Genomic DNA, 21,041 nt, shown 5'->3' on the forward strand with positions numbered 1-21,041 from the left:
TTCGGCACGGCGCCCTCAGCGCCGGCGCGTCCTCGGGGCGGGAACGAGACGTACCGCGGTGTTCAGGACATGGTCGATCACATCGCGCGAGGGGTTGTCCGTCAGATTGCTGAGCAGCCTGGCCAGCGTGTTGAGCAGGAACGGCGAGCCCATCACGTACCGGTTCAGGACGGGCTGGAACCCCGACCGGCTGAAGACGAGATCGGCGGCCGTGTTGCCCAGCCGGTAGTAACGCCCCCAGCGCCGGTTCATCTCCGCCGGGTAGTGGTGCAGCGCCCTTTCCCGCCGTGGGCCCACGGGCATCGCCAGGGCCAGCGCGGCACTCTCGGCGGCGACCTCCCCGGCCTCCAGGGCCTGCCCGATGCCCTCACCGTTCCACGGGCTGATCATCCCCCCGGAGTCGCCGACCAGCAGGAGGCCCCGGGTGTACAGCGGATGGCGGTTGAGGCCCAGCGGCAGCGCCGCGCTGCGCACGGGCCCCTCGGCGTTCTCCTCACGGAGCCCCCACTCGGGCGGTGTACGGGCCAGCCACTGGTCCAGGGTCGCCCGCAGGTCGGGCTTGCCGTGGCGGCGGTGGGGGATCGCGCCGAGTCCCACGTTGACGCGCCCGTCACCCATCGGGAAGATCCAGCCGTACCCCGGCAGGAAGCGGTCGCTCCTGGGGAAACGGAGGTCGGCCCAGAGCTCCAGGTACTCCTCCCGCGAGCGCTCGGGGCTCCGGTAGTAGCGGCGGGCCGCCGTGGCGATCTGGCGCCTGGTGTCCCGTTGCAGGCCCATCGCGAGGGCCAGCCGCGCGGAGGCGCCGTCGGCGGCGATGACGACCGGCGCCCGGTGCACCACCGGGTCCGCCTTCCCGGACACCGCGCTCACGCCGGTGATCCGTCCGGCCCGGTCGGTCACCGGCTCCGTCACCTTCACCCCGGTACGCAGCCGCGCCCCGGCGGCGACGGCGTGGCGGGCCAGGATGTCGTCGAAGTCGTGGCGGCTGCGGGTGAGGCCGAAATCCGGGTAGCCGCCCAGCGCGGGCCAGTCGATCCGCACCTGCCGGTCCCCGGTCACCCAGCGCATCCCGCGCGACCGCGTCCAGCCCGGTGCGTCGATGTCGACGCCCATCCGGATGAGCTGGTGCACCGCGCGCGGCGTGAGGCCGTCCCCGCACACCTTCTCCCGGGGGAAGCCGGACTTCTCCAGGAGCAGCACGTCCACGCCCGCGCGGGCGAGGTGGAAGGCGGCGGAGGACCCGGCCGGACCCGCCCCCACCACGATCACCTGCGCCTCCTCCGGTCCGCCGGGGGACCGCTCGTCGGGCGAGGACTGGTCTGCACGCGCTTCCCGCATCGGGAACCCTTTCCTGGGGCGGCCCGAGCCGCCCGGCGGGGCGGCCCTGTACACCGACATCCTGCCGGTTGGCGACGCCCCGCGGCAGGGTGATCACGCGTGCGAGGTGTGTGGGATTCCGGTTCGTCCGGTGCGGTCACCGCGACGCGCTCCGGGGCCGCACGGCGTGCGGCCCCGGAGCGGACAAGCGGTGAAGGGACGAGAACAGGCGGACGCTGACGGTCAGTACGGCAGCGGACGCCCGGACGGCGTACGCAGATCGAGCGGCGGCGGCCGCGACGGAAGCTGGGGACGCCTGACAACCCTGATGCGGCCCACTGCCACCACCTCCTGTCGGTCACCCGACCTATGCCCTGCGGTGCGCCGTTCACACCCCGCGGGGCCGGTGATCGCTTTCCGTGACCGGGACCGGCCTACTCCCGCGGCCCGTGGCCCGCGTCGGCGAGCAGCCGCTCGATCCGGTCGAAGCGCTCGTGCAGCTGGGCGGTCTCCTCCCGGACGTGACGCGCGCTCTGCTCCGCCGCGGCCGCGAGCCGGTGCCGACGTCTCTGCTCGTGCCCCACGAACCAGGTGGCGAGAGCCGCCGTGACCATGCCGTAGGTGGTGATGCCCACGCCCATCACCACGACAGCGACGATCCGGCCCCACACGGTCACCGGGTAGAAGTCGCCGTACCCCACGGTCGTCGCGGTCTCCGCCGACCACCACAGCGCCCGGGGGTAGCTGGTGATGGTGGCGGAGTGCCCGGCGTGCTGTTCCGCCGCGAGCACCGCCCAGGAGCCGGCGAGCAAGGTCAGCGCGAGGAGCACCGTCGCCCAGCCCACTGCCTTCAGATGGAGCGAACGGCCTTCCCGGCCGAGCAGCAGCTCGACCGCCTTGCTCAGGAACACAGGCACCATTTCGGGATCATGCCCGGCCGCCGCCGGGGCCGGGCGACGGGCGCGCACCGGAGGAAGTCCGCGTCACCCGTTCGGCACGCCCTGCCGGGGCCCGGCAGGGCGTGCCGGGCCCGCACCGTGGCCCCGCTCCGCATTCCGGACCTGGCATTTCGTGTTAAACCTGAAGATGTGGGTGGTACAGGTCGGTTCCGGGCGTGGTTTCACCACCCCGCCCGGCGGCCGCATCGGCACGATGGCGGACGCGCGGGCGGTGAGCGGCATGCGTCCTTCGAACCGGACGTGAAAGGGCTTTCGGCCGGCCGCAAGGTGCGCGCTCTCTTCAGCGCTCGCACCGTCGCCGGGCAGGTCTTCTTCATGACGCTGGGGATCGTGCTGCTGCTCGTGGCGGCCGCGGTCCTCTCGCTGGTGCTCCAGGGCAGACGCGACAGCACCCACGAGGCCGAGGCCCGTTCGATGAGCGTGGCGCAGTCCTTCGCCAACGCCCCCGGAACCGCCGCGGCGCTGGACAGCAAGGACCCCACCGCCGTACTGCAACCGCTCGCGGAGAGAGTCCGGGAGCGGACCGGCGTCGAGTCCATCGTGGTCGCCGGGACCAATGGCATCCGCTACACCCACCCCGACCGCGAACGGATCGGCAAGCACATCATCGGCCCGTACAAGGAAGCCCTGGACGGCCGCGCCTTCACCCGTACCTTCACAACGAGCCGCGGCCCCTCCGTCGTCTCGCTGGCCCCCGTCCTGCGGCACGACGGAACCGTCGCCGGGCTGGTGTCCGTGGGCATCACGGTCGAGACCGTGAACGCCGTGGCCCAGCCGAGCATCCCGTTCGCCATCGGTGCCGCGCTGGGCGCACTGGTCCTCACGACGGGCGCCGCCGCCCTGGTGAGCCGTCGGCTCCGCCGCCAGACACACGGCCTCGGCCCGACCGAGATGACCCGGATGTACGAGCACCACGACGCGGTGTTGCACTCGGTCCGCGAGGGCGTCCTCATCATCGGCGCCGAACACCGGCTGCTGCTCGCCAACGACGAGGCCAGAAGACTCCTCGGACTGCCCGCCGACGCCGAGGGGCGCGCCGTGACCGAGCTGGGTCTGGAGCCGCGCACCGCCGAACTGCTGGCTTCCGGCAAGGTCGCCACCGACGAGGTGCGGCCGGCCGGGAACCGGCTGCTCGCCATCAACCTGCGTCCCACGGCCGAACGCGGCGGGCCCCCGGGCGTCGTGGCGACCCTGCGGGACACCACCGAGCTGCGGGTCGTCACAGGCAGGGCCGAGACCGTGCGCGAGCGCCTGACGCTGCTGTACCGCGCGGGCGCCCGGATCGGCACCACCCTCGACGTCACCACGACCGCACGGGAACTCGCCGAGGTCTCCGCCCCCGGATTCGCCGACTGCGCGACGGTCGACCTCGCGGACGCGGTGCTGCGCGGCGAGGAACCGGAGCTGCCCTCCGGCGAGGTGATAAACGTCCGCCGCACCGCCGTGTCCGGCGCCGGGACCGGACACCCCTTCTACCCGCTCGGCCGCGTCATCGGATTCGTGCCCACCGACCCCGAAGGCATCGGCAGCAGCAGCGGCCACACCTGGATGGTGCCCGATCTGACCGCGTCGGAGCAGTGGCGGCAGGCCGACCCGGAACAGGCCGCGAGAATCCTGGATCACGGATTCCGCTCGCTGCTCTCCGTGCCGCTGCACGCGCGCGGTGTCATCCTCGGCATGGCGAACTTCTGGCGTACGGAGAACGAGGAGCCGTTCGACGCCGAGGACCTGTCCTTCGCGGAGGAACTGGTGGCCCGCGCGGCCGTCAGCGTCGACAACGCCCGGCGCTACACCCGCGAGCACGAGATGGCCGTGACCCTCCAGCGCAGCCTGCTTCCGCGCGGCGTGCCCGAGCAGAACGCCCTGGAGGTCGCCTTCCGCTACCTGCCGGCCCAGGCCGGGGTGGGCGGGGACTGGTTCGACGTGATCCCGCTGTCCGGCGCACGGGTCGCCCTCGTCGTGGGCGACGTCGTCGGGCACGGTCTGCACGCCGCGGCCACCATGGGCCGGCTGCGCACCACGGTGCACAACTTCTCCACGCTGGACCTGCCGCCCGACGAGCTCCTCGGCCACCTCGACGAACTCGTCGTCAGGATCGACCAGGACGAACAGACCGACGACGGCGTAGCCGTCACCGGTGCCACCTGCCTCTACGCCATCTACGACGCGGTGACCGGGCGCTGCTCCATGGCTCGGGCCGGCCACCCGGGACCCGCTCTCGTGCTGCCCGACGGCACCGTCGAGTTCCCCGAGATCCCGGCGGGTCTGCCCCTCGGAATCGGCGGGATGCCCTTCGAGACGGTCGAACTGGAGGTACCGGAGGGAAGCCGGCTGGTCATGTACACGGACGGCCTGATCGAGCGCCGGGGCCGGGACATCGACGAGGGCCTCGCGGAGCTGCGCCGTGCCCTGGCCGACCGCGACCGGACCCCGGAGCAGACCTGTGACGACGTGCTGGAGTCCTTGCTGCCGACCCGGCCGGGCGACGATGTCGCGCTGCTGGTGGCCCGCACCCGCACCCTGGACCCGGCCCGGCGCGTGCAGTGGGAGGTGGCACCGGACGCCTCGGCCGTCTCGGGCGTCCGCAAGGAGGCCACCCGGTGGCTCAGCGACCAGGGGCTCGACGAGGAAGGGTTCGTCACCGAGCTGATCCTCAGCGAGCTGGTGACCAACGCCATCCGCTACGGCTCCGAGCCCATCACCGTACGGCTGCTGTACGACCGGGCGCTGATCTGCGAAGTGGCGGACTGCAGCAGCACCTCGCCACATCTGCGCTACGCCGCGACCACCGACGAGGGCGGGCGGGGGCTGTTCCTGGTCGCCCAGTTCGCGGAGCGCTGGGGCACCCGGTACACCGCGCGCGGCAAGGTGATCTGGTCGGAGCAGACGCTCGGAGAGCCGGAGCCGCCACCCGGATAGGGGCAGGCCCGCACCGACGGCGGTGCGGGGTCCGGCAGCGGCTGCCGGACCCCGCACCCTTCGTTCACCTCATGAGCGGTGTCACGGGAAGGACACCACGTTGGACGGGACGGTCGACGTCCCCGACGTGGGCGCTCCGGTGTTGTTGATGACGTGTTCGTACTGGCCCTGGCCGCCGAGCGAGACGACGAGCAGGTCGTGGAACTTGACCCCGGGCTTCACCGGGGCCTCGAAGCCGTGGCCCTGGATGATCGTCGGGTCCACGTTGTAGTAGCAGTAGCTGCCCAGGCCCCAGCCCTCGTGGGTGGTGACGGAGTCGTCGACCTTGTAGGCCGCGTACCCCTTGGTGCTGCCGTTCTGGACGGCTGCCTGGTTGGGGGCGTCGTACGACTTCTCGTTCTGGAAGAAGATCGTCTTGCCCCGCTCGCCGGACCAGCGCACGTCGTACTTGTTGAAGTGCTCGACGAACAGTCCGGTGGCCAGCACGTCGTCGCCGTTGACCTGGAGGCCGTAGTCGGACCGGTTGGTCTCCCAGCCGACCCCGTCTCCGTGGTCGGCGCGCCACAGCCAGGTGTGGTCGACGATGGTGTCGTCGTTGTTGATCACCATGGCGGTGGTGGCCTTGCCCGCTCCAGCGCCGCCGACCCGGACGAACACGTCCTGGACGGTGGTCGGGTTGGCCGAGTGGTCGGCGGAGGCGCCGTCGGGACCGACCTGGACCAGGACCTGGGAGTTCTGCGGACCGGCGTCGACGAGCAGACCGGCGAGCTTCACCCCGTCCACGTCACCGACCTTGATCGCGGTGACCCCGTTGTCCGGGATGATCGTGGCGAGGCCGAGGCCCAGAACGACCGTGTTGGCGCGGTCGATGTTGATGGTCTGGTTCACGTGGTAGACGCCGGGCGTGAACAGCAGGTGCAGGCCCTGCTGCACGGCCGCGTTGATGGTGGCGGCCGAGGCCCCGGGCTTGACCACGTAGAACTGGCTCAGCGGGATGGAATCGCCCTGCGGCGTGCCGTTCCACGAGACGCCGCGCGCGTTGGTGCGCTTGGCCGGGACGAAGACCTTGTAGTCGTTGCCGTCCAGGTAGAGGAACGGCTTCTCACGCGAGACGGGGGTGGTGTCGAGCGTGGTGTACGGGGGGTTGGGGAAGCTCTGGGCGGGGGCGCCCTCGACGCCGGAGAACGTCATGTTCCAGACGCCGTTGCCCCAGCCGCCGATCGAGCTGTCGCGGGTGTACCACTGCTGCTGCGAGTACGGGCCGACCTGGCCGTCGATCTTGCTGTCGGCGATGTACCCGCCGCTCGCCCAGCCGTAGCCGTTCGGCGCGAGGTTGAGCCCGCCCTTGACGTGCATCCGGCGGAACGGGGCGGCCTGCGAGACGGCCCAGCGGTCGGTGCCGCTGACCGGGTTGAGCGCCAGGTTCTCCGCCGAACGCCAGAAGTTCTGGGTGGCGTTGCCGTTGAACCAGCCCGCGTCCACGGTCACGTCACCGTTGAAGGTGGTGTCGTCGGGCTTGAGGCCGAGACCGGCGATCGAGGTGTAGAAACCGATCTGCGCGTTGAGGTTGTTGTACGTGCCCGGCTTGAACATCAGCGCGTAGCGGCCGTCACCGAACTGCGCCGACTCCTGCTTCTTGAAGATCTCGTCGACCTTGGCCTGGATGTTGGGCGTCGAGGGGTCGAAGACCAGCACGTTGGGGCCGAGGTCGCCGCCGCCGGGAATCTGCGGGCCGCCCCCGCCGCCGGTGGTGCCGAAGACCTGGAACTCCCAGAGCGAGTAGCCGTACTGGGTGGCTCGCGTGGTGCCCGTCAGCCTGACGTAGCGCGCGGTCCCGGAGACGTTCAGTGTCTCGTTCCCGCCGGGGCCGGTGGTGGTCGAGTAGGCGGTGCTCCAGGAGTTGTTGTCCGTGGAGAACTCGATCCTGTAGCTCTTCGCGTAGGCGGTCTCCCACTTCAGCGCGATCTGGCTGACCGAGGCGGAGGAGCCCAGGTCCACCTTGATCCACTGGGGGTCGGAGGCGGCGCTCGACCAGCGGGTGCCGTTGTCGCCGTCCACCGCGGAGGTGGCGGGCGTGCCGTAGTTCTCCTGGCTGGAGGCGGTCACCGTCTTGCCCTGCGAGAGCAGTGTGGGTGCCGCGCTCGCCGGGGCGGAGGGGACGAAGGCCAGGAGCGAGACGACGAGACCGGCGACGGCGGTCAGTACGCCGGTACGTCTTCTTCTGGTCGAGGCCACGGGTCTGTGGAACACGGGGGGTGCGTACATGGGTGAGTCTCCTGAGTCGCGGTACGGGTGCACGACACGAAGTCGGAGAGCGCTCTCTCCGACCGATGGGGATACTTCTCCCTCCGTTCCCCACGCGTCAATAGGTGTGCAACACCCGGTTGTTCTGCGGTCGTTGAGAACAAGAGTTGACGACGGAAATCTCACGGATGACCCGGTTCCGCACGCCTTCGCGGTTACCTGGCAGGGGATCTGACGCAGCGTCGATTCAGGGGATGATGGTGCGTACACATGGAGTGACCGAGGTGATGCGCGCCGTTGCCACCGCAACGGGACACTCCCCGCGGGTACCCGCCGCGGGACGGAGGATCTGCGCACCGGAGGCCACCGCGCCTGTTACCGGACATCTTGCCGACGCCCCCGGGACAGCGGGCGCGGGTGCTCGCTATCCTCCGGGACATGAGCCGTGAGCATGGCACGCGCGACGCCCTTGACCAGGCGCGACGGTGTTTCCGGTGACCGGTGACATGGGCCCCGCGCCGTCGGGGCCCGGCGGCGCGGAGGCGTGGAGATCCTTCGGGGTCCGGCTCCGCCAGTGGCGCCGGCGGGCCGGGCTGACACAGGTTCAGGTGGGCGCCCGGGTCGGCTACGACCACACCGCCATCAGCAAACTCGAACACGGCAGCCGCCGGACCCCGCCGCCGCTGGCCCGCAGGCTGGACGACCTGCTGATGGCGGGCGGTGACCTGCTGGCCGCCTGCGAGGCGGCCGAGGCGCTGGAGGCCGCGCGGTCCTCGGGCGAGGCGTCCGGCGCACCGCCCGCCGGCCCGCCGCGCCGGGGCCCGCTGCCCGGAGAGCCCGCGGGCGGGGCGCTCCTCGCGATGCTGCCGCCGGGCGCCGCGCTGCCCGCCCGCCTTCCGGCGTACGGACTCGCCTGCCCGGTGCATGGCCGGGACGGCTGTGCCGTGCCCGCGCTGGCCGATGTCGTCGAACTGCACGCCGTCTTCTGTGCCTTGGGCCCGGAATGCTCGTCCCATCCCGCGCTGGACGACGAGACCATGCACGCGCTGACCGCCCTGCTGGCCGTCTGTCTGCGCGCAGACGAGGAACGCGGCTGGCCGGGAGCGACCGCCGTCGTCGAGCGCACCCTGCACGCGATGCTCCGGTGGATGGCGCTGCCCGCCGCCCCCTACCAGCACCAACTCGCCCCGCTGGCAGCTGAGTACGCGCAGTCGGCCGGCTGTCTGCGGCTGTTGTGGGGCCGCAACGGCACCGCGATGGCCTGGCTCGACCGCTCGCTGCTCTGGTCGGCGATGGCCGGGCATGTGGGGACCGAGGTCGCCGCCCTGAGCGATATGAGCACCCTGGCCCGGCTGGAGGGTGACGGCCCGTCGGCGCTGGCGTACGGCGGGGCCGTCCGGCAGGCCGCGGCGGGCCGGGCCTGGGCGGGGGCGTTGAGCGATCTGTACCAGGCGCGCGGGCACGCGGTCCGGGGGGACGCCGCGCAGACCCTGGGGCACATCGACCGGGCCTGGTCCCAGCTGGACCGGGTCGGGGAGCGGGACGAGACGGAGGCGCCCTGGCTCTCGGTGGCCTCGGTGCGGCTGCGGGTGGAGTCGGGCGCCGCCGGAGCGCTGCGCGATCTCGCGGTGGCCACCGGGGACCGCCGGTTCGCCCTGCGCGCGGTCGGAGCGGCCGGCACCGCGCTCGGCCTGCTGCCGGCCGGGATGCTCTCGGCCCGGATGCTGTTCCTGGCCCGGATGGCGGACGCCCACGCCTGCGCGGGCGACCTGTCGGCGGCGCAGGCCGTGGCGGGCCCGGTGCTGGACACCACGGAGGTGACCCCGTCGACCCTGCTCGGCCAGGAACTGCGCGGGCTGCACGGGAGACTGGCGGCCCGTGGCGCGGGCCGGCCGGAGACGGAGGACTTCGTCCGCAGACTGGCCGCCGTGATCCGCTGATCCACCGGACAAGCCCTAGGCCGCGGACGTCCGCCGGAACGCCGGGGGCGGGGCGCGTCGCCACGCCCCGCCCCCGCCCCCGTCATGCTGATCCCGGGTCAGCTCACGTCGAGCGCGACATCGTCCAGCACGAAGCTGGTCTGGAGGTAGGCGTCCTCCTTACTGGTGAACCCCAGCGTGACCGTCTGCCCCGCGGCGGAGCCGACGTCGAAGCTCTGCTGGACGTAACCGCCGCCCGCGTCGAGGTTCGAGTACGTGGCCAGCGTCCGGGTCCCCAGCTTGACGGTGAACGTGTCGTAGGCCGTCGCGTCGCCCGCCGACTCGGCGGTGTCGGTGCGCAGGAAGAACGACAGCCGGTACGTCGAGCAGCCCGCCGGGACGGTCAGTGACTGCGAGGCGCTGTCACTGTGGGTGCTGCCCCAGCCGCCGAACCAGGCCTGGTACGAGCCGGTGTGCGCCGGCTTCTCCGACGTCCGGTTGTTGATGACCCCGTCCGTCTGGGTCCACGGCGCCGTGCCGTTCTCGAAGCCGCCGTTGGCGACGACCTGCCGGGCCTGGCAGTTGCCGCCGCCACCGACGACCAGCGAGTAGGTGGTGGTGTGGGTGGCGGTGCCCGTCGCGGTCACCGTGAGCGTGTAGGTGCCGGCGGCGGCCTGGGCCCCCGCGGAGACGGTCATCGTCGAGGACGAACCCGACTGCACGGTAGCCGGGGCGAAGGAGACGGTGACCCCGCTCGGCGCACCGGAGGCCGTCAGGCGGACGCTCTGCCCGGAGCCGCTGGTGGTGGCCGTGGACACGGTCGCGGTCGCCGAGGCGCCCGGCTGGACGTTGCCGGACACCGGGTTCACCGAGACGGAGAAGTCGTCGGCCGGTGCGGTGGTGCCGACCGCCGTCTTCCACACCGTGTAGGCGACACCGTCGGCGCTGCGGTCGAGAGCGGTCGCGTTGATGTTGCTGGTCGTGTCGCACGACTGGTGGTAGCAGGGATCGTACGAACGCCCGGCCGTTCCGCCCCACTTGGCGGCCTGGGCCGAGGTCTTGGTGTCACTCGCGCCGGTCGCGTACCCGGAGGTGGCGATGCCGCCCTGCTGGAAGGAGTAGTCGTCGGAACGTCCCTGGCCCTCGACGTTCTCCTCCGGAGCGAGGCCGAGCGAGGTCCAGTACTCCTTCATCGGGGCGGAGGCCGCCGAGTTGAGGTTGTTGATGAAGTAGCCGCCGTTGGTGGAGGCGATCATGTCGAAGTTGTAGTACGCGCTGATGGTGGCGCGCTGGGCGGAGGTCAGCTGCCCGACGTAGTACTGGGAGCCCTGGAGGCCCTGCTCCTCGCCGTTCCACCAGGCGAAGCGGACGTGCTTGGTCATCGTCGGGTTCTGCTGGGCCAGCGCGAGGGCGTTCTCCAGCAGGGTGGCAGAGCCGGAACCGTTGTCATTGATGCCGGGCCCGGCGCTGACGCTGTCCAGATGGGCGCCGAACATCACGGTCTTGTCCGCCGGACCGCCGGGCCAGTCCGCGATGAGGTTCTTGCCCGCGTAGGTGCAGCTGCCGCAGGTCTGCTCGCTGACGGTGTAGCCGGCCGCCTGGAGCTTGCCCTTCACATAGGCGAGCGAGGCGGTGTAACCGGCGCTGCCGGCCCGGCGGTTGCCGCCGTTCTGCGAGGCGATGGTGCTGAGCTGCGAGAGGTGCGACTGCACATTGGCGACGCTGATGTCGGGAGGCGTGCCGCCCGGCGTGCCACCGCCGTCATTGACGGTCAGCGTGTACTGCGCGGTGTGGCTCTGGGTGCCGTCGCCCTTCACGGTGAGCGTGTAGGTCCCGGGGGCCGCGGCCGACGTCGTCGAGACGGTCATGGCCGAAGTCGCGCCCGACTGCACGGAGGACGGGCTGAAGGAGACGGAGACCCCGCTCGGCTGACCGGTCGCGGACAGGTTCACCGTCTGCGCGCTGCCGGAGCTGACGGTCGTCCTGACCGTGGCCGTCACGGAGCTGCCGGGCTTCACCGAGCCGGTGGCCGGGTCCAGCGACATCGAGAAGTCGTTGTTGCCGCTCGGGGTGCAGGCGGGGTCACCGCTCTGGGCGGGCACGCTGACGGCGTCCCAGGCGGCCTTCGTCCGGTTGAACAGCACACAGGTGGCGTCGAGGGCCTTGGCCGAGGTGAGCGTGGCCGTGCGGTAGCGCTTGTACGTCATGCCGCTGGTCTTGAGCAGCATTCCGCCGTAGAAGACCTTGCCCGCGCTCTGGATGCCCACGCCGGTGACCGAGGAGCTGTTGCACGTCGGGCTGGACGGCTTGCCGCCGCCGGGGCTGGAACCCTCGGCCAGCAGGTAGAACCAGTGGTTGAGCGGACCGGCCGCCGCGTGCTCCTCCGTGCTGGGTATGGAGGAGCTGTAGCAGTTCGGGTCACCGATCTGCCCCGGGTTGTACATGATGCGGATCGGCCCGTTGCCCACGAGGTTGATCTTCTCGCCGACGGTGTAGTCCGGGTCGTCGTACGGGGCCGGCTCGTTGGTGTACGCCTCGGTGAGCGCCCCCATGATGTCGCCGGTCGCCTCGCCGAGACCGGACTCGTTGTTGGCGCCGCCGGGGGTGTACTGGTCGATGCCGTGGCCGAACTCGTGGCCCACGACGTCCATGGCGCCGATCCACTGGTTGGCGTTGTTGTGGCCGATGGAGACGGTGGAGCCGTCCCAGTAGGCGTTCACGTCGTTCAGCCCGACCTTGACCGGCCAGCTGCGGCCGTTGCCGTCGTGGCCGTTGCGCCCCAGCCAGTCGCGCAGCATGTCCCACTCGTGCTGGGCCGCCCACATGACGTCGACGCAGCCGGTCTCCTTGCTGGCGGCGTTGCCGGTGCCCCAGGAGTCGGAGGACTTGGTGAAGACGCCGCCCGTGCTGTAGTCGGCGCAGCTGAGTCCCGGCCTGCCGGGATCCCGGAGCGAGTAACTCCCGCCGGAGGAAGTCGTGTTGATGGAGAGCGGGGAGGGCCCGTTCCACTGGCTGTTGCCGGTGCCGGCCTTGACGTCGTCGTAGCTGTCGAGCACCGTGCCGGTGCCCGCGTCGACGAAGACGTGCAGATGGCTGGGCGCCTTCGCGGTCCGGCCGGTCAGCACCGTCTCCCAGGCCAGCCGGGACTTCTTGCCGGTGGCCCGTACGACCAGCCGGTGGCTGTCCACCCGCTCGACGGACTTCAGCTTCTTGCGCGCGGCGGTCTCGGCCCTCGCGGCGGAGACGGTCGCGGTGGTCGGCACGTTGATCCGCCGGGAGACCGCCGACTGCGCGCCGCGGACCCGTCCCTTGGAGTCGGCCACCACGACGGCGTCCCCGCCGACCACCGGGAGTCCGCGGTAGGTGCGCTGGTAGGCGATCGAGTAGAGCCCGTTGACCCACGGGGTCACGTTCTGCCGCTCGTAGCGTTCCTCCGGTCCCTTCGCCAGGGCGTCGAGGCCACTGGCGGCCGCCCGGTCGGCGGCCGACACGGCGGCCGCGAGAGGGGTGGGGGCGGGCGGGGACGGTTCCGCGGAAGCTGACTGGCCATTCGTGGCGACCAGCATCGCGGCGAGGACGGCCAGGGTTGTCCCGGCCGTCATCGGTCTGCGTTTCATCGAGGCTCCTCGGTTCGTGGGGACCTCGGTCACGGGCGGCGGCGTGGACAGTCGCCCCTCCCGTGCGGCTGCCGTCGGCCGTCCGCCCAGGTGGTGTCCGTGATCGAGCGACCGAACACTCACACGTGGCCCTCGGTGGGTCAACGAACTGAGGTCGCTATGACGGGAGTTGGCAAGTCTGGTCAAGTCGGCCCGGTGGGATCGCACAGCGTTCGCACAGAGTGGTGGCGAGTTGGTGTGTTCACCAGGCGGCTCGCGAGAGATCGACGGCGCGGCGGAATCCGGACGCCGGAAGAACGCGAGGGGGAGTGGACAGGCCGACGGTGAGGGGTTTAGTATGCACCCGCACTCAATGATCTTGCCACGAAAATATCCACTGTGACCTTATCACCTCTCGATCAATTACACAAGCCCTCCTGACGTACCGTCACGCGGCCGGCCCCGGCCCGCCGCCAACGAGGAAGACGACAGACATGACTTCGGGAACCATCACCGCAGCGGACGCCGGCACCTGGCAGCTGGGCGACCTGACCGTCAACCGGATGGGTTTCGGCGCGATGCGCCTCACCCAGAGCGGCGCCGCGCTCAGCACCGCCCGCACCCCGCACGACCGGGACCGGGCCATCGCCGTGCTCCGCAGGGCCGTTGACCTCGGTGTGAACCACATCGACACGGCGGCCTTCTACTTCTCACCGATGAGCTCGGCCAACGAGCTGATCAACCGGGCGCTCGGGCCCTACCCGGACGACCTGGTCATCACCACCAAGGTCGGCCCCGGCCGGGGCCCGTCCGGCGACTGGCTGGACTGGGCCCGGCCGCAGGACCTGCGCGGCCAGGTCGAGGAGAACCTCCGCCAGCTCGGCCGCGACCACCTCGACGTGGTGAACCTCCGCATGAACGGGCCCGCCTCCATCGCGGACAGGTTCGGCGCGCTGGCCGAACTGCGGGAGGAGGGGCTGATCCGCCACCTGGGGCTGTCCAACGTCGGGGTGGACCAGATCGCGGAGGCCCTGCCCATCGCACCGGTCGTCTGCGTGCAGAACCGGTACGGCATAGCCACCCGCCGCGCGGACTCCGACGATGTGCTGCGGATCTGCGGGGAGCGGGGTATCGCCTTCGTGCCGTTCTACGCCATCGCGGGCGAGGGCCGGGAGTCCGGTGCGGCCGCCGCCGCGGAGAGCGAGGCGGTGTCGGCCGTCGCCAGGGCGCACGGAGCCTCGCCCGCCCAGGTCCGGCTGGCCTGGACCCTCCAGCGCGGCCCGCACGTACTGGCCATTCCGGGCACCGGCGACCCGGACCACCTCACGGAGAACGTCGCGGCGGCCGCCCTGCGGCTCACCGGGGACGAGCTGCGGCTCCTCACGGAACTGGGCCGGCACGCCTCCTGAGCCCACACCGCGGGCCGGCCCCGGGGAGACCCGGGGCCGGCCCCGTGGCGACGTAGCATGATCTCCATGGAGCAGCGCGAACTGGGCAGGACCGGACGGGACGTATCGGTCGTCGGGCAGGGCACATGGCAGCTCGGCGGGGACTGGGGCGAGGTGCGGGAGGAGGATGCCTTCGGCGTGCTCGACGCGGCCGTCGAGTCGGGAGTCACCTTCTTCGACACCGCGGATGTGTACGGGGACGGCCGCAGCGAACAGCTCATCGGCCGCTATCTGAAGGAGCGTCCGGACGCGCGGGTCTTCGTCGCCACGAAGATGGGCCGGCGCGTCGAGCAGCTGCCGGAGAACTACGTCCTGGACAACTTCCGCGCCTGGAACGACCGCTCGCGGTCGAACCTGGGCGTCGACACCCTGGACCTGGTGCAGCTGCACTGCCCGCCGGCCGCCGTCTACTCCTCCGACGCGGTCTACGACGCACTCGACACACTGGTCGAACAGCAGCGGATCGCCGCCTACGGGGTGAGTGTCGAGACCTGCGCGGAGGCGCTGACGGCCATCGCCCGCCCCGGCGTCGCCAGCGTCCAGATCATCCTCAACCCGTTCCGCCTCAAGCCGCTGGACGAGGTGCTTCCGGCCGCGCGCGCCGCCGGTGTCGGCATCGTCGCGCGCGTGCCGCTCGCCTCCGGGCTGCTCTCCGGCAAGTACACCAAGGACACCGTCTTCGGTCCCGACGACCACCGCACGTACAACCGGCACGGAGAGGCGTTCGACCAGGGCGAGACCTTCTCCGGAATCGACTACGCGACCGGGATCGCCGCCGCGGCCGAATTCGCCGGGCTCGCTCCCCAGGGGGCGACGCCGGCGCAGACCGCACTGCGCTGGATCATCCAGCAGCCGGGCGTCACCAGCGTGATCCCCGGCGCGCGTTCGGTGGAACAGGCCCGCGCCAACGCGTCGGCGGCGGCGCTGGAGCCACTGGCGGACAGGACGCTCGACGCGGTACGTGACCTCTACGACCGCAGGATCCGCGCGGCGGTGCACGGCCGCTGGTAGCGCGTGGGACTACCGGCCCTCGTCGTCGGGGGCCGGTGACTGCGCACCGCTCGTCGGGATGACCTCGTCCGGGGTGGTGGCCGAACTGGAATCGGGGGAGAAGAGACTCATCCCCAGATACACGGCGGCGAGGAAGGCGACGGTGCCCGCGATGGCACTGGCCACCCTCGGGCGCCGTCTTATCGCCTCACGGGTGCTGCGCCGGGGGACGCTCCTCGGCCGGCTTGCCGCGCGCCGCCCGTGGCCGCCGGCCGCCTGCGGCAGCCGGTAGGTGGTCGGAGCGCCGGTGTCCTCGCCGGCCGCGGCGCCGGGCGCGGCCTTCGCCGGGGGCCGGTGCGGCGCGCGGGAGGACGGTGCGGGCGCCGACGGGTAGGGCGCGGCCGGTGGAGCGGGCCGGTACATCGGCAGCGGCTCCGCCTGCCCCCGCCAGGCCTCGCCGCTGAACCAGTCGGCCACCTGCTGGGCCGTCGGCCGGTCCTCCGGCTGCTTCGCGAGCAGTCCCAGCAGGTACGAGTCGAAGGCGGCGGACATGTCGACCCCGCGCTGCCGCAGCGGCACGGGAGGCGTGTCCACGTGCTGGTAGAGGGTGGCGGTCGGGGTGTCGGAACGGAACGGCGGCTGACCGAGGAGCAGTTGGTAGATCACACAGCCGAGGGAGTACATGTCCGAGGCGGCGTCGGCCGTGCGGCCCAGCGCCCGCTCCGGTGCGAGGTAGAGGCTCGTGCCGACGATATGGCCGGTGGTGGTGAGCGCGGCGGACGGGTCGTCGACGAACTGGGCGATGCCGAAGTCACCGATCTTGACGGAGCCCTCCGCGTCCAGCATCAGGTTTCCGGGCTTGATGTCCCGGTGGACTATGCCCTGCCGGTGGGCCGCGGCCAGCCCGGCGGCGGCCTGCCCGGCGATGCGGGCGACCTGCTCCGGGTCCAGCCGTTCCTGGGCCAGCAGCAGATCGGCGAGGCTCCTGCCCTCGACCAGCTCCATCACCAGGAAGAGCCGGTCCTCCCAGGACCCGAAGTCGAACACCGCCACCAGATGCGGATGGCTCAGCCGGGCAGCGGTCTGGGCCTCCAGCCGGAAACGCGCGGTGGCCGACTCGTCGGCGTGCTCTCCCAGCAGCAGCTTCACGGCGACGGACCTGCCGAGGACCTCGTCCGTGGCCCGCCAGACCTCACCCATCCCGCCACGACCGATGGCGGATATCAATCGGTACCGACCAGCAACCAGCACCTGCGCACACCTATCCAGAGTTTGGGCCGAGGACCGCTTCGACTGCCGCGGCTGCGACCTCATCCGTATCCGACGGGGTGGGGGCACGCAGCATGATCAGGATATCCGGCGGACGGCGGCCGGACGACCGCCGGGCGGGATCGGCGCGGATCAGGCGAACAACCACGCACAGGCGGCCTGTGCGCTGAACTCGCCCTGACCGCCGGGGAAGAGCAGATCCGCCGCCACGAACACCGGATCACCGGCAGTCGCCCGTACATAGGGGACCGCGATGCAGCGCATGCCCGCCGCTCGGGCCGCCTCGGCGCCCGGCGGGGCGTCCTCCACCACCACGCAGCCGGCCGGCGGGACGCCGAGACGGCGCGCCGCCTCCAGGAAGACGTCCGGTGCGGGCTTTCCACGCGTCACTTCCTCCGCGGAGACGTACTCGGTGAGATACGCGTCGAGACCGGTGGCCTTCAGCACGGTCTTTATCGCGGCCGGCGACGAACCCGAGGCCACCGCCATGGCGACGCCGCGCGCGTGCAGCGTCTCCACGAACTTCCGCATCTCCGGAAACGCCTCGGTCGAGGTGCGCGCCAGCTCCAGATAGATGGCGTCCTGACCCGCCACCAGCTCGTCCACGGAGGCCCCGATGCCGTACTCGGTCCGCAGCACGGCGAGCGCCTCGCGGTTGCTGATGCCGACGAACCGGGCGTTCTGCTCCCAGGTGAAGTCCGGCACCCCGTACCGTTCCAGCAGCAGCCGCGCCGACTCGTAGGCGTTCGGCTCGCTGTCGACGAGCGTGCCGTCCAGGTCGAAGAGGACCGAAGGGAGCCGTGTGCGTGATGAGTTCATACGGTCATGCTCTCAGCAGCTGATCATCCCGGGTCCCCCGCGGCCGCCCGGCCCACCGATTCCACCAGGGGCAGCAGCCGGTGCGGCACCCGCTCCCGCAGCGCCACCTCGGTGCTGGTTCTGACCACGCCCGGCAGCTGGATCAGCTGCTGGATCACGTCCTCCAGATGTCCGTTGTCACGGGCCACCACCCGGGTCAGCAGGTCGCCGCCGCCCGTGGTGGAGAAGGCCTCGACGATCTCCGGGACGGCGGCGAGCGCTTCGCCCACGTCGTCGAGGTGCCCCTGCGTCACCTCCAGGTGGACGAAGGCGAGTACCGGGTGGCCGAGCGCGGCGGGGGAGAGGACCGGTCCACTGCCGGTGATCACCCCGTCGCGTTCCAGCCGGTCGATGCGGGCCTGGAGGGTGCCCCGGGCGATGGAGAGAATCCGGGCGTACTCCCGCACGCTGGTGTGCGGCTGCTCGATGAGCAGCCGCAGGATGCGGGTGTCGAGCGCGTCCACCGCCATGGTCGGCCGGCCTCTCACTGGTACGTCTGCTGGGGCGGCGACTGTACCAATGGCATACCGGTGGGCCGGTGCGGCGGGCCGCCGCCCCGTGCGTCCGGCCGGTGGCCGGGTGGCTCGGAGCGGCGGCTGGGACGGTGTCAGAACTGCACGTCGGAGCAGGCGTAGAAGGCGTTCCCGGTGTCGGAGATCGTCCAGACGCCGAGGATCAGGTGCTTGCCGGACTTCTGCGGCAGTACGCCCGAGTGGGTCACGGTCGAGCCGGGCAGCTTGCCGCCGAAGGGGACGGTGAGGAACGGCTGCGGGTCCAGGTCGGCCCGGGTGAGCGGCTGGGACGGGTCGTAGCCGTCCTTGGTGATGTAGTACCGGAAGTCGGTCGTGGCGTGCCGCGCCTCGATCCGCCAGTTGAACGTGTAGCTCTGCCCGGCGGTGACCTTGGTGGCGGGCCAGGCGCCGCCGCGCGGGTCGTCGAGCTCGGAGAACCGGCCGATGCCGCCCGAGCAGATGTGGCCGTCGGCCGGTCCGCGGGTGGGGAAACCCTTGGGGCCCTCGACGCTCGGGGGCTCCCACTGGATCTGTCCGCAGTGCTTGACGGTGCCGATGCCGCAGAGCTGCTGACGGCTGATGGGGGAGTCGGTGTAGCCGTGGCTCTGGGCGCTGCCGGAGGTGGCGAAGAGTGCCGCACCGGCCAGGCCGAGCCCGGCCAGTAAGGAAGTGATCCTTCTGCGCATACGTAGCTCCTGGAGATGTGGGGTGACGTCCGGAGAGTTCTGCGGTCTAGACCAAGGGTGAGCGTAGTCATGTCAACTCACCCTGTCCATACCGTCCGAGAAGCCTCTGCCGGGACCCGCGGACCGGGGCCGAAGCCCCGGTCCGCCGCGCCGCCCGACGGCCGTCAGGGGCGGAACGACACCAACTGGGCCGCGTCCGCCTGCTGCGGTGCGGTCGAGACCGAGCCGTGGCCGTCGATGCTCAGGGCCAGCCCGCTGTGGCGGTTGACCAGGCGGTACTCACCCGTGGCCCGTGAAGCGCCACCCGCGGCGGGGGACTTCACCGCCTTCTGGACGTACCACTGGGAGGTGGCCGACACCGTGGCGCCCTTCGCGCCGAGTGAGACCCGCGCGCCCCAGGCCCGCCCGCTCGCCCCGTCCGCGACGCGCAGCGGCCGGCCGTCAGGTCCGGAGACGGTGTAGAAGCCGTCGCCGGTGCTCGTGACCTTCCACTTCTGGGCCGGTCCGCCGGACAGCGCGAGGGACCTGCCGTTCGCGGCCCTGATCTCCCGGGCCCCGCCACCGGCCGGGGAGACGGGCAGCGCGGTCTTCGAGGTGGGCTCGATGGTGATGTCGGCGTACTCGCCCGTGTACGTGTCGCAGTAGAAGGAGCAGTACGAGCGGAACGTCCTGCCCACCACGCTGGATGTGGTCCTGCTCCCCGAGTCGAGGAACCACCGGTACCACGAGGCGTTCTGGTTCTCCGCGACGCTGCCGATGTCCTCCCACTTCTGGGTGGCCAGGTCGTCCGTCGCGTAGAAGTGCAGCGGGGAGTCGGTCTCGGTGGCCTGGGCGATGTTGTTCTGCGGGGTGCCGATGTACTTGCCCAGGTAGGCGCTCCACGTGATGTTCATGACGGTCAGCTGGGAGTTGTCCGGCATGGTGCCCCGCGCGACCTGGTCCGCCGCCTTGCCCGCGGTGGACGGCTTGTACTCGTCGGCAGGCGCGGTGTAGCCGGTGCCGTTGCCGTCCGCCGGGATGATGTTGGATTCCTCGCCGCCGGTGCCGGGCGACTGCCAGGCGCCGTCGTGCCACTTCCTCCATGAGGAGGGCGCCATCTTCCCGGCGATGGGCGCGCGCGCCACGTGTTGGTGCCAGACGCTGCCGCCGCCGGACTTGTTCAGCACCCGGTCGGCGTAGAAGACGTAGAAGTACCCCGAGGCGTTGTCCACGAACAGGCGCGGGTCGCCGTCGCCGTAGTCGTACGTGTCCTGCGGGAACTGGCCGGTGTCATCGCGCTTCGTGCTGTACGGCGAGGTGATCACGTGGTCCTCGATCGACCAGGTCCTGCCCTGGTCCCGGGAGACGGCGTAGTCGATCCCGTCGTAGTGCATGCCGTCGCCGAACGGCTGCGGCGTGAACTCGTTGTGCACCAGGCCGTACCAGTCGCCGCTGTCCGGATCGACCCACACGCCCGCCAGATCGCAGTAGTTGGGATGGGCGTAGCCGGACGTGTCCGGGGCCGATGTGGCTTCCTTGCCGGTGGGGCTGTTGTTGCAGCGCCACGTCGTGTCGTCGTTGCGGTCCCGCTCGTCGGCGGGGTTCACCGCACCGGATATCGGGTCGAGCCGCGCCGAGTCGAAGTCGTCGCCGCTGAAGAAGTTCCACTCGCGCGGGTCGTCCGCGCTGTACAGGGCGTGCGCCTGCTGGTAGTAGAACCGGCCGTCCTTCGCCGTGAACACCCCGGCCGGGGTGTCATCGGGGTTGGCGTACTCGACGGGGGCACCGGCCGAGAGGCGGTACTCCGGGCCGGGCGCCGACGCGGCGGTCCAGTGCTGCGACGCCTGCTTCGGGTCGCACGGAGCGAGGCCGGTCCGCGCGTAGTTCGCGACCTCACCCAGTACGGCCACGCACTTACCGGACTTGGCGCTGTAGATGGTCCCGTCGGGCAGGTACTCGAACTTCTGCTGGTTCACCCGTGCGCAGTCGTAGAGCTGGACGCGCGCGCCGTTGGCATCCGAACCGCCCGTCACATCAAGGCATTTGCCGAGCACCTTCAACGAGCCGTCGTCCGCCCAGCTGAACTGCTGGGCGGTGCCGCCGTTGCAGTCGAACAGCTGGATGGCGGTGCCGTTGGCCGAGCTGCCGTCGGTGACGTCCAGACACTTCCCGCCGATGGTCACTGTCCCGGATGCCGCGGCGTTCGCGGCGTTCGCGGCGGGCAGGCCCACCACTCCTGTCGCCACGGCCACGGTGAGCGCGGACGCCGCCGCGAGGCCGGCCCGTCGTCCTGTTCTCTGCTTCACTGTTTCTCCTTCGGAGAGGTGCGGATTCGCAGGTGGTGC

General features: G+C 71.3%; 13 protein-coding genes. 4 read left to right on the top strand and 9 right to left on the bottom strand.

The window, feature by feature from the left end:
* Positions 1 to 15 precede the first annotated feature (15 nt).
* Positions 16 to 1,338, bottom strand: coding sequence for a geranylgeranyl reductase family protein (locus ACFVQ0_RS24460; RefSeq protein WP_390091325.1), 1,323 nt, complete (start codon positions 1,336 to 1,338; stop codon positions 16 to 18).
* Between the two features lie 413 nt (positions 1,339 to 1,751).
* On the bottom strand, positions 1,752 to 2,237 hold the full coding sequence (locus tag ACFVQ0_RS24465) for a potassium channel family protein (protein ID WP_390091326.1): 486 nt from the start codon (positions 2,235 to 2,237) through the stop codon (positions 1,752 to 1,754).
* A 354-nt stretch (positions 2,238 to 2,591) separates the two neighbouring features.
* Here ACFVQ0_RS24465 and ACFVQ0_RS24470 point away from each other — a divergent pair, with 354 nt between their 5' ends.
* The gene (locus ACFVQ0_RS24470) at positions 2,592 to 5,195 is read left to right on the top strand and encodes a SpoIIE family protein phosphatase (RefSeq protein WP_390091368.1); all 2,604 of its coding nucleotides are present in this window, start codon (positions 2,592 to 2,594) and stop codon (positions 5,193 to 5,195) included.
* A gap of 81 nt (positions 5,196 to 5,276) precedes the next feature.
* Here the strand turns inward: ACFVQ0_RS24470 and ACFVQ0_RS24475 are convergent, their stop codons facing one another.
* The gene (locus ACFVQ0_RS24475) at positions 5,277 to 7,460 is read right to left on the bottom strand and encodes a discoidin domain-containing protein (RefSeq protein ID WP_390091327.1); all 2,184 of its coding nucleotides are present in this window, start codon (positions 7,458 to 7,460) and stop codon (positions 5,277 to 5,279) included.
* Between the two features lie 473 nt (positions 7,461 to 7,933).
* Here ACFVQ0_RS24475 and ACFVQ0_RS24480 point away from each other — a divergent pair, with 473 nt between their 5' ends.
* A complete protein-coding gene (locus ACFVQ0_RS24480; protein WP_390091328.1) occupies positions 7,934 to 9,379 on the top strand; it encodes a helix-turn-helix domain-containing protein in 1,446 nt (481 codons plus the stop codon).
* A gap of 98 nt (positions 9,380 to 9,477) precedes the next feature.
* On the opposite strand, the gene ACFVQ0_RS24485 is transcribed toward ACFVQ0_RS24480, so the two are convergent.
* On the bottom strand, positions 9,478 to 12,960 hold the full coding sequence (locus ACFVQ0_RS24485) for a M28 family peptidase (protein ID WP_390091369.1): 3,483 nt from the start codon (positions 12,958 to 12,960) through the stop codon (positions 9,478 to 9,480).
* A 488-nt stretch (positions 12,961 to 13,448) separates the two neighbouring features.
* Between ACFVQ0_RS24485 and ACFVQ0_RS24490 the strand changes: the two genes are divergently transcribed.
* Both ACFVQ0_RS24490 and ACFVQ0_RS24495 read left to right on the top strand, forming a co-directional pair.
* Positions 13,449 to 14,363 (top strand): aldo/keto reductase, encoded by a 915-nt coding sequence (locus ACFVQ0_RS24490; RefSeq protein ID WP_390091329.1) that lies wholly within the window; start codon positions 13,449 to 13,451, stop codon positions 14,361 to 14,363.
* Positions 14,364 to 14,420: 57 nt separating this feature from the next.
* Complete coding sequence (locus ACFVQ0_RS24495) at positions 14,421 to 15,413, top strand: aldo/keto reductase (protein ID WP_390091330.1); 993 nt, start codon at positions 14,421 to 14,423, stop codon at positions 15,411 to 15,413.
* Positions 15,414 to 15,422: 9 nt separating this feature from the next.
* On the opposite strand, the gene ACFVQ0_RS24500 is transcribed toward ACFVQ0_RS24495, so the two are convergent.
* The 5 genes from ACFVQ0_RS24500 to ACFVQ0_RS24520 form a co-directional block, all read right to left on the bottom strand.
* Positions 15,423 to 16,592, bottom strand: coding sequence for a serine/threonine-protein kinase (locus tag ACFVQ0_RS24500; protein WP_390091332.1), 1,170 nt, complete (start codon positions 16,590 to 16,592; stop codon positions 15,423 to 15,425).
* Between the two features lie 201 nt (positions 16,593 to 16,793).
* Positions 16,794 to 17,480 (bottom strand): HAD family hydrolase, encoded by a 687-nt coding sequence (locus ACFVQ0_RS24505; RefSeq protein ID WP_390091333.1) that lies wholly within the window; start codon positions 17,478 to 17,480, stop codon positions 16,794 to 16,796.
* Positions 17,481 to 17,503: 23 nt separating this feature from the next.
* Positions 17,504 to 17,989 (bottom strand): Lrp/AsnC family transcriptional regulator, encoded by a 486-nt coding sequence (locus tag ACFVQ0_RS24510; protein WP_390091335.1) that lies wholly within the window; start codon positions 17,987 to 17,989, stop codon positions 17,504 to 17,506.
* 137 nt (positions 17,990 to 18,126) lie between these two features.
* Positions 18,127 to 18,717: a lytic polysaccharide monooxygenase gene (locus ACFVQ0_RS24515; protein ID WP_390091336.1), complete on the bottom strand. Its 591-nt coding sequence runs from the start codon at positions 18,715 to 18,717 to the stop codon at positions 18,127 to 18,129.
* A 164-nt stretch (positions 18,718 to 18,881) separates the two neighbouring features.
* Complete coding sequence (locus ACFVQ0_RS24520) at positions 18,882 to 21,002, bottom strand: ricin-type beta-trefoil lectin domain protein (protein WP_390091337.1); 2,121 nt, start codon at positions 21,000 to 21,002, stop codon at positions 18,882 to 18,884.
* Positions 21,003 to 21,041: the final 39 nt, after the last annotated feature.

It is taken from the genome of Streptomyces sp. NPDC057900 (assembly GCF_042887885.1).
In the GTDB taxonomy this organism is placed as follows: domain Bacteria; phylum Actinomycetota; class Actinomycetes; order Streptomycetales; family Streptomycetaceae; genus Streptomyces.

What these genes read in the sequence shown, in the direction of transcription:
- ACFVQ0_RS24460 (WP_390091325.1), bottom strand. Translation starts at nt 1,338, where the DNA reads ATGCGGGAAGCGCGTGCAGACCAGTCCTCGCCCGACGAGCGGTCCCCC.
- ACFVQ0_RS24465 (WP_390091326.1), bottom strand. Translation starts at nt 2,237, where the DNA reads ATGGTGCCTGTGTTCCTGAGCAAGGCGGTCGAGCTGCTGCTCGGCCGG.
- ACFVQ0_RS24470 (WP_390091368.1), top strand. Translation starts at nt 2,592, where the DNA reads ATGACGCTGGGGATCGTGCTGCTGCTCGTGGCGGCCGCGGTCCTCTCG.
- ACFVQ0_RS24475 (WP_390091327.1), bottom strand. Translation starts at nt 7,460, where the DNA reads ATGTACGCACCCCCCGTGTTCCACAGACCCGTGGCCTCGACCAGAAGA.
- ACFVQ0_RS24485 (WP_390091369.1), bottom strand. Translation starts at nt 12,960, where the DNA reads ATGACGGCCGGGACAACCCTGGCCGTCCTCGCCGCGATGCTGGTCGCC.
- ACFVQ0_RS24490 (WP_390091329.1), top strand. Translation starts at nt 13,449, where the DNA reads ATGACTTCGGGAACCATCACCGCAGCGGACGCCGGCACCTGGCAGCTG.
- ACFVQ0_RS24495 (WP_390091330.1), top strand. Translation starts at nt 14,421, where the DNA reads ATGATCTCCATGGAGCAGCGCGAACTGGGCAGGACCGGACGGGACGTA.
- ACFVQ0_RS24500 (WP_390091332.1), bottom strand. Translation starts at nt 16,592, where the DNA reads ATGGGTGAGGTCTGGCGGGCCACGGACGAGGTCCTCGGCAGGTCCGTC.
- ACFVQ0_RS24505 (WP_390091333.1), bottom strand. Translation starts at nt 17,480, where the DNA reads ATGAACTCATCACGCACACGGCTCCCTTCGGTCCTCTTCGACCTGGAC.
- ACFVQ0_RS24510 (WP_390091335.1), bottom strand. Translation starts at nt 17,989, where the DNA reads ATGGCGGTGGACGCGCTCGACACCCGCATCCTGCGGCTGCTCATCGAG.
- ACFVQ0_RS24515 (WP_390091336.1), bottom strand. Translation starts at nt 18,717, where the DNA reads ATGCGCAGAAGGATCACTTCCTTACTGGCCGGGCTCGGCCTGGCCGGT.